Origin of the sequence: Limosilactobacillus sp., assembly GCF_022651205.1 — a bacterium.
Classification (GTDB): Bacteria; Bacillota; Bacilli; order Lactobacillales; family Lactobacillaceae; genus Limosilactobacillus.
Genome location: NZ_JALCQI010000035.1, coordinates 1 through 14,812, shown reverse-complemented (window position 1 = coordinate 14,812; position 14,812 = coordinate 1). Strand labels below are relative to the sequence as shown.

11 protein-coding genes and 1 pseudogene are annotated in these 14,812 nt (G+C 41.5%); all 12 read left to right on the top strand.

The window, feature by feature from the left end; translation table 11 throughout:
- Positions 1–217 precede the first annotated feature (217 nt).
- The gene (locus tag LKJ51_RS06760) at positions 218–847 is read left to right on the top strand and encodes a glycoside hydrolase family 73 protein (protein WP_291978709.1); all 630 of its coding nucleotides are present in this window, start codon (positions 218–220) and stop codon (positions 845–847) included.
- A gap of 18 nt (positions 848–865) precedes the next feature.
- The gene (locus tag LKJ51_RS06755) at positions 866–1,441 is read left to right on the top strand and encodes a xanthine phosphoribosyltransferase (RefSeq protein ID WP_291978708.1); all 576 of its coding nucleotides are present in this window, start codon (positions 866–868) and stop codon (positions 1,439–1,441) included.
- A 24-nt stretch (positions 1,442–1,465) separates the two neighbouring features.
- Complete coding sequence (locus LKJ51_RS06750) at positions 1,466–2,644, top strand: ATP-grasp domain-containing protein (protein ID WP_291978707.1); 1,179 nt, start codon at positions 1,466–1,468, stop codon at positions 2,642–2,644.
- Positions 2,645–2,782: 138 nt separating this feature from the next.
- On the top strand, positions 2,783–5,071 hold the full coding sequence (gene pcrA / locus LKJ51_RS06745) for a DNA helicase PcrA (protein WP_291978706.1): 2,289 nt from the start codon (positions 2,783–2,785) through the stop codon (positions 5,069–5,071).
- Between the two features lie 19 nt (positions 5,072–5,090).
- Positions 5,091–7,133, top strand: coding sequence for an NAD-dependent DNA ligase LigA (gene ligA, locus LKJ51_RS06740; protein ID WP_291978705.1), 2,043 nt, complete (start codon positions 5,091–5,093; stop codon positions 7,131–7,133).
- A gap of 3 nt (positions 7,134–7,136) precedes the next feature.
- On the top strand, positions 7,137–8,252 hold the full coding sequence (locus LKJ51_RS06735) for a CamS family sex pheromone protein (RefSeq protein WP_291978703.1): 1,116 nt from the start codon (positions 7,137–7,139) through the stop codon (positions 8,250–8,252).
- Positions 8,253–8,586: 334 nt separating this feature from the next.
- Positions 8,587–8,904: an Asp-tRNA(Asn)/Glu-tRNA(Gln) amidotransferase subunit GatC gene (gene gatC, locus LKJ51_RS06730; protein WP_191683808.1), complete on the top strand. Its 318-nt coding sequence runs from the start codon at positions 8,587–8,589 to the stop codon at positions 8,902–8,904.
- Positions 8,904–10,376 carry an Asp-tRNA(Asn)/Glu-tRNA(Gln) amidotransferase subunit GatA gene (gene gatA, locus LKJ51_RS06725; RefSeq protein ID WP_291978702.1) on the top strand — a complete coding sequence of 491 codons (1,473 nt, stop codon included), beginning with the start codon at positions 8,904–8,906 and terminating at the stop codon, positions 10,374–10,376. Before gatC ends, gatA begins: the two co-directional genes overlap by 1 nt.
- A gap of 1 nt (position 10,377) precedes the next feature.
- Complete coding sequence (gene gatB / locus LKJ51_RS06720; protein ID WP_291980205.1) at positions 10,378–11,802, top strand: Asp-tRNA(Asn)/Glu-tRNA(Gln) amidotransferase subunit GatB; 1,425 nt, start codon at positions 10,378–10,380, stop codon at positions 11,800–11,802.
- Positions 11,803–11,811: 9 nt separating this feature from the next.
- Entirely contained in the window at positions 11,812–12,825 is a 1,014-nt protein-coding gene (locus LKJ51_RS06715; RefSeq protein ID WP_291978700.1) for a diacylglycerol kinase, read from the top strand.
- A 92-nt stretch (positions 12,826–12,917) separates the two neighbouring features.
- A complete protein-coding gene (gene rlmD, locus LKJ51_RS06710) occupies positions 12,918–14,294 on the top strand; it encodes a 23S rRNA (uracil(1939)-C(5))-methyltransferase RlmD (protein WP_291978699.1) in 1,377 nt (458 codons plus the stop codon).
- 355 nt (positions 14,295–14,649) lie between these two features.
- A pseudogene (locus tag LKJ51_RS07185) lies at positions 14,650–14,812 on the top strand (ISL3 family transposase); the annotation flags it as partial.

Genomic DNA, 14,812 nt, shown 5'->3' with positions numbered 1-14,812 from the left:
AATTCATGGCTTACTTACCGCAAAATATTCAAAGTATTCTTAGAGAGACCGTTTAAGACTAATTTGGGAGAAGAAAAGCCAGAGCTGGTATGAGCTCTGGTCCTTTTGAGTACTTTCAAGTTTTAGTATTTTTAAATAAAAAAACACAAAAATATTATCCCAAGCACAATTTATTTTGCTACAATCAATAGTTAGTAGTAGATAAGGGGGCATTGCTTTGGCAAAACGGCGCCGGAGAAAAACGAGAAGGAAAAAATTTCAAAAGAATTTTTTTGTATGGCTGTTAGTCATCATTATATTGTTCTTGGGAGTTTATGTTGGCCATCATTTTTATCGAATCTGGAATCAGCAACGAATTGAGCAAGCTGCCTTAAAACGGGATCGAGAAGCTAAGGAATTATTTATTAAGCAGGTGGCACCTGAAGCTCAGGCAATGCAGAATGCTTATCATGTGTATGCTTCAATCACGATTGCTCAGGCGATCCTCGAATCTAATTGGGGAACTAGCAAATTAGCAACCCAGTACCATAATCTTTTTGGAATTAAGGGAACTGGTGCTAATTCAAAGGTAATGACGACTAAGGAATATACAGGTGGTAAGTGGATCGTAATTAAAGATCGCTTTCGTGTTTATGATAATTGGGATGATTCAATTAAGGACCACACTCGGTTAATGCTCCAGGGAACTGATTTAAATCGACAAAATTATGATCGTGTTGTTAAGGCAAGTAATTATGAAGAAGCTGCAAAGGGGTTGCAACAATCAGGGTATGCAACCGATCCGGATTATGCTAAAAAGCTTATTTCGGTCATTCAAACGTATAAGTTATATAATTATGATAAGTAATCAAGAGAGGGTTATATTATGAGAGAATTACAAGAAAAAATTGAACAATACGGTACAGTTCTTCCCGGCAATGTTTTGAAGGTTGATGCATTTCTTAACCACCAAGTTGATCCAGAGTTAATGCTTAAAGTAGGGCAAGAATTTGCTAAGTTATTCGCAAATGAGGGTGTTACGAAGATTTGGACGGTTGAATCTTCAGGGATTGCTCCAGCGGTAATAACTGGATTAGCATTAAAGGTTCCAGTAATTTTTGCACGAAAGCACAAGAGTTTAACTTTGAACCAGAATATGTATACAGCTGATGTATATTCATATACCAAGAAGACAACTAATCGAATTTCAATTTCCAAAAAGTATGTTGACCCTCATGACAAGATTCTAATGATTGATGACTTTTTGGCTAATGGTCAAGCTGTTGAAGGAATGCTAGAAATTGCTGATCAGGCTGGAGTCGATGTTGCTGGTGCCGGAATTGTGATTGAAAAGAGTTTCCAACCAGGTGCTCAAGAATTAAAGGATCGCGGCATTCGAGTTGAATCATTGGCACGGATAAAATCATTAGCAGATGGCAAAGTAACCTTTATGGAAGACTAGTTATGATGTGGAGAGGGGAATTAAATGAGTAATACAATTTTTCCCGGCAGCACTTTAGGGATTATCGGAATTAACCGGAATGGAGTAGCGATGATTGCCGCTGCCAAAAAAGCTGGCTTTAATGTTGGCGTTTATGTTGACCATTCCCAACCAGATGTTACTAAGATGGCGGATTTTACAATTGATGGTGCTTACAACGATAAGGAAAAACTAATTGAGTTTGGTGAGGCGTGTGACGCAATCATCTACCAAACACCTAATATTGATTCGACGATTATTCGATTTCTTGGCCAATATGCGACGCTCCCTCAAGGAATTAATGGATTGGAAATTGTTCAGGACCGTTTGATGGAACGGGCATTTTTAGACCAAATTAACATTAATATTGCTCCATATGTGACGGTAATTGGTTTGGATGACGTTTATCAATCAATTGATTCAATTGGGTACCCTGCCTTATTAAAGCCGATTCAGCGAGGAATTGGTGAGCAGTCGATGATGATTAAACGACAATCTGACATTACTCGAGCAGCGGATTTCATTGATACCGGGACATATTTATTGGAGTCATGGATTGATCACACGGCTGAATATACCCTGACCGCCGCTTGTGAACATGGTGACATTGGGATCTTCCCGTTGGCTCAGCTGGAATATAGTAATGATCGACGGTTAATTTCAGTAGCTGCTCCTGCAGAAGTCTCTGATGATATGCTTCAGGAAATGCACAGAATTATCAAGAGCGTTGCGGATTCGCTTCAATATAATGGGGTTTTCTCTGTAAACTTTTACGTTACCTCAACTGGTACGCTTTATGTAAAGAATATTGAATTAGGTTTGACGTCGATTGCTAACGTTTATGATAATATGACCAACGTTGATCAGTATGAGCAGCAGTTGCGTGCAAGTGTAGGGATGCCACTGCATGTTATTCTCCCGCTTCAAACAGCATTGTTAATGGTCATTCGTAACTATCAGGCTACCGCTATTCAACGGCAATGGCTCTTAAAGAATAATTGGAAATTCCGCTTCTTTAACAATGCGGATACTAAGGATCCATCAGGAATTCTAGGTTTTGTTTGGGTTACTGGGGATGCTGACTTGGAAGCACTTCGCAATCAAGTTGATGATACGGAAGTTTGGAATAAACCAACGCCGAGTGAAGATGATGCTTCTCAGACAAAAAAGGAACAAGAAGAATAAAAAATTAAACTGAGTTAAGACTGCTCAATAGAAAGTCTTTAGCTCAGTTTTTATTTTTCTTTTGCAACATATGTTCGTTAAAGGAACAAAACAGAACGAAAATTTGGTATAATATGACCCGATTGAATTTTAGAGAGGATGAAACAAGGCGTGAATAGTCAAGCACTTTTAGACGGCATGAATGATAAGCAAACTGAAGCAGTTCTGACAACAGAAGGACCACTTCTGGTAATGGCTGGAGCCGGTTCTGGTAAGACCCGGGTGTTAACCCATCGGATTGCATACCTGATTGAAGAAAAGGGTGTACTCCCCTGGAATATTTTAGCGATTACCTTCACGAATAAAGCCGCTCGCGAAATGCAAGAACGTGTTGGTAAGCTTTTAGGTGAAAGTGCCCGTGATATTTGGGTATCCACATTTCACGCCCTTTGTGTTCGAATCTTACGGCGTGACATTGAAAAGCTGGGCTATAATCGTGCATTTACGATTGCGGATACGAGCGAACAGCGGACATTAATGAAGCGGATTTGTGCTGAATTAAACATTGATACCAAAAAGTTTGATCCCCGGAGCATTTTAAGTGCAATTTCTAATGCTAAGAATGCATTGCAGACCCCTGATGACTATTCCAAAGAAGCTAATAGCATGTTTGAGAATATGGTTGCTCGAGCATATAAAATCTATCAGCGTGAACTAGAAGCTAACCAATCGTTGGATTTTGATGACCTGATCATGAAGACAATTGAGCTATTTGAAAAGGATCAGGAAACGCTTGAGTTTTATCAGGATAAGTTCCATTACATTCACGTTGATGAGTATCAGGATACAAATGATGCTCAATATAAGCTAGTTAATATGCTAGCTCAGGGATACAAGAATCTTTGTGTTGTTGGTGATGCTGATCAGAGTATTTATGGTTGGCGTGGCGCAAACATGAATAATATTTTAAACTTTGAGCATGATTACCCACAAGCACATACGGTGATGTTAGAGCAGAATTATCGTTCAACCCAGACGATCTTAGATGCGGCTAACGGAGTAATTGATAATAACATTTACCGGAAGAAGAAAAAGCTCTGGACTGAAAATGGTCAGGGTGACAAGATTTCATATTACCGGGCTCAAAATGAGCATGATGAAGCCCAATTTATCGTTTCAAAAATCAAAGAAGAGCGGCAAAAGAATAACTATAAGTACAACGACTTTGCAATTCTTTACCGAACTAACGCCCAATCACGGATGATTGAAGAAACCTTCTTAAAGAGTAGTGTCCCGTACACAATGGTTGGCGGACATAAATTTTATGACCGAAAAGAAATTCGGGATATCTTAGCCTACCTGACATTAATCGTTAATCCACAAGATTCGATGAGTTTTGAGCGGGTTGTGAATACGCCAAAGCGTGGAATCGGGATGACCAGCGTTGAACACCTTCGTGATTTCGCTAATGATAATAACTGGTCGCTTCTTGAAGCAGCAGAAAACGTTGACATCGCTAATAATATTTCCACTCGGACCCGAGCAAAAATTGATGAGTTCGGTCAGCTAATGCGGAATTTAAGAAAACAAGCAGATTTCTTGAACCTGACGGATTTGACTGAAGAAATTTTAGATAAAAGTGGCTACAATAAGGCACTTGAGCAGGATAAGAGTCTTGAAGCTCAAGCTCGTCGTGAAAATCTGGATGAATTTAAGTCGGTTACCCAAGAATACGATGAGCGACACAAGGATGATGAGGGAGATAACATTCAAAAAATGACTAACTTCCTTGCTGACTTAGCCCTTGTTTCTGATCAAGATGATGTTGATGAGCAAGCTCCCGCGGTAACATTGATGACGCTACATGCAGCTAAGGGTCTTGAATTCCCAGTGGTCTTCCTTGTGGGGATGGAAGAGGGAATCTTCCCACTTTCACGAGCAATTATGGAAGACGATGAGCTGGAGGAAGAACGGCGGTTAGCATATGTTGGGATTACCCGAGCAAAGAAAAAATTATATTTAACCAATGCATTTTCACGGTTACTTTATGGTCGAATTCAGCGGAATCAACCATCACGGTTTGTTGAAGAAATCAATCCTGATCTACTTGAATTTGAAAATGACCAGAGTAATGCAAATACCCTTGGTGGTCAAAAATTACCATTTGGCGGTGAAGCAGCAACTGCAAGCACTTATCGTGAGCAGAAGCAGCGTCGGCAGTATCGTAGTGCCGGTAAACGAGTAAAGCCCGTAACTAATACTGGAACAGGTGCTGACCAAGTTTCGTGGAAGACTGGTGATAAGGTTACTCATAAGAAGTGGGGAGAAGGAACTGTCGTTAAGGTTAGTGGTAGTGGCAATGATAAGGAACTTGATATTGCCTTTCCACAACAAGGAGTTAAGCGACTCTTGGCAAGTTTTGCACCGATTAAGAAGGTTACCGACTAGTTAAAGTGAGGCCAATAAAATGGATAATCAAGTAATCCCGGTTGAACAATTAACGTTGGATCAAGCAAAAAATGAGATTGGTCCGTTACGTGAACAGATTGCTCAATGGGGAAAGGAATATTACGAACAAGATAATCCAACAGTTGAGGATTACGTATATGATCGGCAATATCAGAGATTAGTACAAATTGAGCAGCGTTTTCCCGAACTACAAACGCCAGATTCGCCAACGCAACGGGTCGGTGGTGAGGCGGAAAGTCAGCTGACAAAGGTTCGTCATGAAATTCCGATGTTGTCAATGGGGGATGTCTTTTCGATTGATGAATTGATGGACTTTAACCAACGCCAACAAGAAAACCGTGATGTTGATGTTGAACCCGAATATAACCTTGAATTGAAGATTGATGGTCTTTCACTATCACTCGTTTATGAGAATGGAAAGCTAGTTCAGGGCTCTACTCGAGGAAACGGGAATATCGGTGAGGATGTTACGGAAAATGTTAAGACAATTAAGTCGGTTCCTCAGAAATTACCCGAACCACTTTCTGTTGAAATTCGTGGCGAGTGTTATATGCCTAAAGAGTCATTTGCCCGGTTGAATGCGCAACGAGAAGCCGATGGACAGCCAGTCTTTGCTAATCCGCGGAATGCAGCGGCAGGTAGCTTACGACAGTTAGATCCTAAGGTTACCGCAAAACGTGACTTAGATACCTTTATGTATTATGTTCCGGAGTACCAGAAGATTGGTGTTACCACGCAAGCAGAAGCATTGGATAAGATGCGTGAACTTGGTTTTAAGGTTAACCCGAATAACCGGGTTGTTCATAATCGTAAAGAAATAGAGGATTATATTAACGAATATACGGCTAAACGGGACCAATTGTCTTACGGAATTGATGGAATCGTTGAAAAGGTTAATGATCTTGAGACAGAGGAAGCACTTGGTAATACCGTTAAAGTTCCGCGATGGGAAATTGCTTATAAATTCCCACCAGAAGAGCAAGCAACAATTGTCCGTGATATTGAGTGGACGGTTGGAAGAACAGGAAATGTGACGCCAACAGCTGTGATGGATCCAGTTCAATTAGCTGGAACGACTGTTAGTCGGGCTTCACTTCATAATCCCGATTACCTAAAAGAAAAAGATGTTCGGTTAGGAGATACCGTTTACCTTCATAAGGCCGGAGATATTATTCCGGAAATTTCTAAAGTGGATTTAGGTAAGCGACCCGCTGATAGCAAGCCATACCAAATTCCGACTGAATGTCCAGCATGCGGTTCGAAGTTGGTTCACCTTGATGATGAAGTAGCCTTGCGTTGCATTAACCCAATGTGTCCAGCACAAATTAAAGAAGGTTTAGCCCACTTTGCTTCACGAAACGCGATGGATATCGGTGGCCTTGGTCCAAAGATTATTGAACAATTATGGGAGAAAAAGTTAATCCACGATGTTGCTGGACTTTATGCGTTAACTGAAGATCAATTATTAACTTTAGATAAATTTGGTGAAAAATCAGCGACAAACCTATTGACATCGATCAATAATAGTCGTAATAATTCTGTCGAACGTCTTTTATTTGGCCTTGGAATCCGTCATGTTGGTGCGAAGGCAGCACGCCTAATTATGAGCCAATTTGGTAATTTAGATCGACTGATGGATGCTAGTGCAGATGAGGTTTCTTCAGTTGACGGGATTGGCCCAACAATCGGTGAAAGTGTTGAAACTTACTTTGCTAATGAACAAGTTCGGTCACTAATTGAAGAGCTTCGTCAATCTGGCCTTAACTTTGAATATCTTGGTTCAACGATTTCGGTTGATGAATCGAGTGAATGGAACGATAAGCGGGTCGTTTTAACTGGAAAATTAGTAGAAATGACTCGTGGTGAGGCTAAGAACTGGTTGGAAGCACATGGGGCTAAAGTAACAGGTAGTGTTTCGAAGAAGACAGATATTGTCATTGCTGGTGAAAAAGCGGGAAGCAAACTTACCAAAGCTCAAGAATTAGGCATTGATGTTTGGGATGAGCAACGCTTTAGTCAAGCAATGAAGGAGGAACAATAAACGTTGAAGAGTAAACTAAAAAAAGTAACCGTTGGGGTTGCCCTCTTGATGTCAACGCTAGTTTTGGCTTCATGTGGTTTTGGTCATAAATCATCGAAAAATTATAGTACCACTGGTTCTTTAAGTGGAACGTATCAAGGGGTAATTAAGAACGGCCACTATAAGACGAGTAAAGCTCGAGGGGTGAATGTTAGTCAAAACAGTAATCCGTACAATCTTAAGAGTTTTGAAAGTGGTTTGACCCAAGTATCAAAGCGTGTCTTCTCAACGAAAAATTATATTTTCCAAGAGGGACAGTATCTTGATACCAGTACGGTTGAAGATTGGTTAGGCCGAAAGAGTAAGAGTAACCCAGAAGGCCTTAATCCTGCTCAAGGAAAGAAGAGCAATCCAAATCCAGAATACATTCAACAAATTGAAGAACAGGATTACATGCAGGAAAGCGGTAATTCAATGAAGCTTCATGGTGTAACGATCGGGATTGGAATTAATTCTGAATATAATTACCAAAAGAAGACTGACGGACCGAACTTTACTAAGAAGATCAGCGATGCCGAGGTTAAACGACAGGGTGAAATTGCCGCACAAAAGGTTCTAACCCGGCTACGTAAGAAAAAAGAATTACGGAATGTTCCAATTGTTATTGCATTGTATAAGCAGGCACCAGACGACAGCTTGGTTGGTGGAAGTTTCTTTGCTTATAGCAAGAACAACGGAAATAAGATTAGTAGTTGGCGGAAGCTTAATTATCGGACCGCTGTATTGCCAAAGGCTAACGGGACCGACCAAGAAACTAAGTCTGATCAAACCGATAATGATAGCTTCTCAAACTTTAAGAGCCAAGTTCAAAGCTTCTTCCCGAACCTGAGTGGTGTAACCGCCCAAGCGCAATACAATGGTAGTTCATTAACTGGAATGCACATTACCATTACAACACAATTTTATAGTCAAACTGAAATCACCAGTTTCACTCAATACATTACCAGGGCCGCAAGAAAGTACCTGCCTAGCGGAATTCCGATTGACATTAAGATCCAATCCAGTTCCGAAATGCAGGCCGTCGTCTACCGTAATTCCGGCTCCGATAAATTCCAAAGCCATGTATTTGATTCGTATTAAGGAATAGAGTGCTTATCAGCAAAAGACTTGCGGAAAGCTAGCAATTTCTCCTGACGAAGGCGACTTGCGCCTAGGAAGGAGTTTGCTAGCTCTAGCAAGTCTCTGATAAGCCGATTTAGGCTATGTTGCCAAGAAACCTTTCTAGCAACTTCAAACTAAATAACAAATCAAAGTGTTTCGTACTTTGAAGATTAGATTCTTCAGCATTACGAAGCACTTTCTTTTCGTTGGAATATTTAAGGGCGAATAGTGAAAACTATTCCCATTCTGTGCTAAAATTATAAAATGTATGTACTATATTTAAGCCATAATTACTGGAAAAGAGGTAGAGAGAATGGCCAGTAAGATCACTGAGCAACAAGTAGAACACGTTGCTGAACTTGCTAAGTTGGAATTTAAAGACGAAGAACTTACCAAGTTTACCACTCAACTAGGAAGCATTATTGATATGTTTGAAGACCTCACTAATGTTGATACCGATGGTGTTGAACCAATGACTTCAGCTTCTGATCGGGAAAACGTTATGCGTGAGGATAAGGCAGTTAAAAGTTCTAAAGAAGAGACTGATGCACTGCTTAATAACGCTCCTGATACTGATGATGGGTACATTAAAGTTCCTGCAATCATCGATGAAAGTGAGGACGGCGAATAATGGATTTCTATCAAACCGATTTAAGCCAGTTACACGCTGATCTAAAGAACAAGAAGATTAGTGCAACTGAATTAACGAAGGAAACCTTTGATCACATTAAGGAAAATGAAGAACAAGTGAAGGCCTTCATTACCTTAAATGAAGATGCGGCTATGAAAAAGGCTGCTGAAATTGATCAACAGGGGATTAATGATGACCAACTTACTGCTGGGATTCCGTTGGCAGTTAAAGATAACATCCTAACTAAGGGTTTGAAGACTACTGCAGCCTCCAAGATGCTAGAGAACTTCAACCCTGTTTATGATGCAACGGTTGTTGAAAAATTAAATAATAATGGATTTATTAATGTTGGGAAGACAAACCTTGATGAATTCGCAATGGGTTCATCAACTGAAAATTCCGCATTCTTCACTACCCATAACCCATGGGATCTTACCCGAGTACCTGGTGGTTCTTCAGGTGGTTCTGCCGCAGCAGTTGCCGCTGGGGATGTCTTAGGTGCATTAGGTACTGATACTGGTGGTTCTATCCGGATGCCAGCATCATTTAACGGGATTGTCGGAATGAAGCCAACATACGGTCGAGTATCTCGTTGGGGAATCATTGCCTTTGGTTCAAGCTTTGACCAAGTTGGTTGGTTAACCCGAACCGTTAAGGATAACGCATTGTTGACACAAATGATCAGTGGAAGTGATGAACATGACATGACTTCATCAACGAAGGAAGTTCCTAACTGGGCTGCCCAATTGAATGATGATACAAATGTAAAGGGATTACGGATCGCTGTTCCTAAGGAATACTTCGAGGGCATTAATGATGACGTCCAAGCGGTAATCAAGAGTGCCCTTGATCACCTTGAATCATTGGGTGCAATTGTTGATGAAGTATCATTGCCACACACTAAGTATGGTGTGCCAGCTTATTACATTTTGGCATCATCCGAAGCCTCATCAAATCTTCAACGGTATGATGGTATTCGCTATGGCTTCCGTGCAAAGGATGTTAAGAACATTGAAGATGTTTATGTTCGTTCACGGACTGAAGGCTTTGGTGAAGAAGTTAAGCGGCGGATTATGCTAGGAACATTCTCCCTTTCTGCCGGGTTCTACGATGCTTACTTTAACAAGGCCGCTAAGGTACGTCGTTTAATTGCCCAAGACTTTGATGATGTTTTCAAGGATCATGACGTTATCTTAGGTGCCACTGGTGCTTCAACTGCCTTTAAGATTGGTGCTGAAATTGACGATCCACAAACCATGTACATGAACGATGTCTTGACCGTTCCAGTTAACATGGCTGGTCTGCCAGCAATGTCTGTTCCAGCTGGCTTCTCTTCCAAGAACGGAATGCCTGTTGGGTTACAGATCATTGGGAAGCCATTCGATGAACAAACGATTTACAACACCGCTTATGTCTTTGAACAAACAACTGATGTCCACAAGAAGGCACCTAAGTTAGGAGGTCAAAACTAAGATGAATTTTGAAACTACGATTGGGCTAGAAGTCCACGTCGAATTGAAAACGAATTCCAAAATTTACAGTCCATCACCAGTAGAATATGGTGACCAACCTAACAGAAATACTAACGTGATCGACTGGGGATACCCAGGTGTTTTGCCAACCCTAAATAAGGGTGTTGTTCGTGATGGGATCATGGCTGGTTTAGCTCTTCATGCTCAGATTGCTCGTCATATGCACTTCGACCGGAAGAACTACTTCTATCCAGATAACCCAAAGGCTTACCAGATTACTCAATCAGAGACACCAATCGCTCATGATGGTTGGATTGAAATTGAAGTTGATGGTAAGAAGAAAAAGATCGGGATCGCTGAAATGCACATTGAGGAAGATGCCGGTAAGAACACTCACACTAGCAAGTACTCATATGTTGACTTAAACCGTCAAGGAACCCCACTGATCGAAATTGTTTCTAAGCCTGATATTGCTTCCCCTGAAGAAGCTGTTGCCTACTTGGAAGCTCTTCGTCAACGGATCCAGTTTACTGGAATTTCTGACGTGAAGATGGAAGAAGGTTCCATGCGTGTCGACACCAACATTTCAATCCGTCCAGTTGGTTCCGATAAGTTTGGTACCAAGACTGAAATGAAGAACATTAACTCTTTCAATTATGTTCGGAAGGCATTGGAATTTGAACAAAAGCGTCACCAAAACGTTCTCCTTTCTGGTGGCCATATTGCTCAGGAAACACGGCGTTATGACGAAGCAACCGGTGAAACAATTTCAATGCGGACTAAGGAAGGTTCCGACGATTATCGTTACTTCCCAGAACCAGATATTCCAGATTTAAATGTCGATCAAAAGTGGATTGACGAAATTGAATCAGAAATGCCAGAAATGCCTGGTGAACGGCGTGCACACTACGTTAAGGATCTTGGCTTAACCGACTATGATGCCATGGTCTTAACTCAGACAAAGGAAATGTCTGACTTCTTTGAAGAAGCCGTTAAGGATGGTGGCGATCCAAAGCGGGTTGCCAACTACTTAATGAACGATGTGAACTCCTACTTGAACGACAAGCAGGTTGATCTTCCTGATACTAAGTTAACTCCAGTTAACTTAGCCGGTATGGTTAAGTTAATTGAAGACGGAACGATTTCTTCCAAGATGGCCAAGAAGGTCTTCAAGGGAATTCTTGATGGTGAAGAACCAAGCGCATACGCTAAGGAACATGGCTTAGTTCAATTATCAGATCCTGCCCAATTGCAACCAATCGTTGATGATGTTTTGGCTAACAATGAGCAGTCGATTGAAGACTTTAAGAACGGTAAGGATCGGGCTGTTGGTTACCTGATGGGTCAGATAATGAAGCAAACTCGTGGAAAGGCTAATCCGCAAGTTGTTACCAAGCTGTTGATGAAGTCATTGAACGCAAAGTAGTTTGGAGGGATGACCGTGCGAAAACGTGCTCGGATAATTTATAATCCTACATCTGGTCGTGAAACATTTCGGAGCGATCTCGTAGATATCCTAACAATTTACGAGAAGGCAGGCTACGAAACAAGTGCTTTTGCGACTACCCCGGCACCCAACTCAGCTAAAAATGAAGCAACACGGGCAGCTAAGGAAGGCTTTGATCTCATCATTGCCGCTGGAGGTGATGGAACTCTCAACGAAGTGATTAACGGGATTGCCGGACTTGAGAAGCGACCAACCTTAGCAATTATCCCTGCTGGAACAACGAACGACTATGCGCGGGCATTGCGGATCCCTCGTGATGATCCGATTGCCGCGGCTAAACTAATTTTGAAAAAGAACAAGAAGTTCAAGATCGATATTGGTAAAGCTGGTGAGAACTACTTTATGAATATTGCCGCTGGGGGAACGATGACTGAATTGACATATGAGGTTCCTTCACAGATGAAGTCCCTTTTTGGCTACGCGGCTTATTTTGCTAAGGGCGCGGAATTGATTCCACGAATTAAGCCAATTAAGATGCAAATTAAGTATGATGGTAAGGAATATCGTGGGGATGCCACAATGTTCATGATTGCCTTAACAAATTCAGTTGGTGGTTTTGAACAGATTGTTCCTGACGCTTCACTTGATGACGGTAAGTTTACGATGATTATCGTTAAGAAGACGAACATGATTGATATGTTGAGTCTGATGGCGAAGGCCTTACAAGGAAAACACTTGGATGATCCACGAATCATCTATGCAAAAGCCGCTGATATTGAAGTTGTTCCCCTAAACAAGAATGATCGGTTAATGGTTAACCTTGATGGGGAATACGGTGGTGATGCACCAATGGAATTCCATGATTTGAAGCAGCACATTGAGGTTGTCGCAAACCTTGATGAAATTCCAGATGATGCCATTACAGTTTCTGATGACTTTAAGCGGGTTGAGAAAGACTTCGTTGATGGTATTGATGATTATAAAGATCACGAAAAGAAATAAATAGAACGGTCAGCTTCTGGAAGAGGAAGTTGACCGTTTATTTTGTTATAATAATGAAAGTTTGTCACGTTGAAATAAATGGAGGAATAACCTTGAAACGAAATATTCCAGTACATAAAAATGAAGAATACCCTGCTAAAGTAGTTGATTTAACTTACGAGGGTAATGGGGTTGTTAAGATTGATGACTTCCCGGTGTTCGTTCCTAATGCTTTACCGGGTGAAGAGATTACTGTTCGGATCACTAAGGTTGCCAGTCACTTTGCATGGGGCCGGGTAATGGCATGGCAAAAGAAGAGTCCTGACCGGGTTGATGTTAAGGATAAGAAATACATTCAAACGGGGATCGCACCACTGGGTCATTTAAAATATGAGGCGCAATTAAAATTTAAGCAGCATCAAATTGCTGAATTACTGGCGAAAGCGCACTTAGATCAAATTGAGGTCTTGCCAACGATGGGGATGGATAAGCCATACCATTACCGCAATAAGGCACAGGTACCAGTCAAAATGGTTCGTGGTCAATTAGAGACTGGCTTTTACAAGCGGGGCAGTCATACTCTCGTGCCAATTGAAGATTTCTATATTCAGGATCCAGCCATTGACCAGGCAATTATTGTGGTTCGTGACTTATTACGGAAATATCATGTAACGCCGTATGATGAACGAACTGGTAAGGGTGTTATCCGGACAGTGATGGTACGCCGTGGTTATTACAGTCATGAAGTAATGGTAGTGTTAGTTACCAATACAAAGCGGTTGCCAATGGCAGAACAGATTGTCGACGGCATTGTAGCTGATGTGCCTGAGGTAAAGTCAATTGTACAGAACATTAACGATCAGAAAACTAACCGCCTCCTTGGTGACAAGAATAAGACGCTCTGGGGCGCTGATGAAATTCATGACCAATTGCTCGGCATTGATTTTGCCATTTCACCATTGTCCTTCTACCAAGTTAATCCACAGCAGACGGAGCGCCTTTACCAAACGGCCATTGAAAATGCCGGCTTAGATGGCAGCCAGACAGTTATTGATGCCTATTGTGGAATTGGGACCATCTCATTAGCCGCTGCCAAGCATGCGAAGCAAGTTTATGGCGTTGAAATTGTCCCGGCAGCAATTGACGACGCCAGGCACAACGCCAAGCGTAACGGAATTAAAAATGCTAAGTTTGTCGTTGGCAAAGCGGAAGAACAATTTGCTAAATGGCAAGAGGACGGTTTAAAGCCAGATGTCGTGATCGTTGATCCACCACGCAAAGGCCTTGCCGAGTCCTTGATTGAAGCAACTGGCAAGATGGCACCGCAAAAGGTGATTTACGTTAGCTGTAACCCAGCTACCTTAGTCCGTGATATTCAACGGTTTGCCGAGCAAGGATATCACGTAACGAAGCCGATTCAACCAGTGGACCAGTTCCCACAGACGACGCATGTTGAGAGTGTTACTGTCCTTGAACGCACAGAAAAATAGCCGACAAACCGCGTTATAATGGCATTTATAGATGATTGAAAGTGTACTTTTTCCCTTCTGAGCTATTGGAAAAAGTACACTTTTTCTATTTGAAGCTGGCGGGTCGAGTGTTCTATGTCCTATTTCGATAGTCGAGTAGGTGAATGTCCAGTTTGGCAGGTCGTGTCGATTAGGGTAGTGGAAGTAGAGGTGAGCCTTGATATGGTAGCGTTTGTGGTATGTACGAATCGGTCAGTTTGGTACTAAGGATTGAGTTAACAAAAATAATATTGAATTTATGCTAATTCGGTTAGAATATCGAAAATTCGCAGGAGAGTTGTATACTCGACGTATATGACAAAAATTATTCTTTTAACCTTCATCAGCTTGTCCATCAACGATTACGGAGTTAGCTAAGGTCAAGGACATTAAATATCGTCATCACATCAGCCAAGCAATTAAACAACAGGTGATGATACAACTAACTACCAATGAGTCCCAAATTGATATCGCCAAGGAACTGGGAATCTCTGACTGGA

Coding starts and splice junctions, on each gene's coding strand:
- gatC (WP_191683808.1), top strand. CDS start 8,587: ATGGCCAGTAAGATCACTGAGCAACAAGTAGAACACGTTGCTGAACTT.
- ligA (WP_291978705.1), top strand. CDS start 5,091: ATGGATAATCAAGTAATCCCGGTTGAACAATTAACGTTGGATCAAGCA.
- pcrA (WP_291978706.1), top strand. CDS start 2,783: ATGAAACAAGGCGTGAATAGTCAAGCACTTTTAGACGGCATGAATGAT.
- LKJ51_RS06715 (WP_291978700.1), top strand. CDS start 11,812: ATGACCGTGCGAAAACGTGCTCGGATAATTTATAATCCTACATCTGGT.
- LKJ51_RS06755 (WP_291978708.1), top strand. CDS start 866: ATGAGAGAATTACAAGAAAAAATTGAACAATACGGTACAGTTCTTCCC.
- gatA (WP_291978702.1), top strand. CDS start 8,904: ATGGATTTCTATCAAACCGATTTAAGCCAGTTACACGCTGATCTAAAG.
- gatB (WP_291980205.1), top strand. CDS start 10,378: ATGAATTTTGAAACTACGATTGGGCTAGAAGTCCACGTCGAATTGAAA.
- LKJ51_RS06750 (WP_291978707.1), top strand. CDS start 1,466: ATGAGTAATACAATTTTTCCCGGCAGCACTTTAGGGATTATCGGAATT.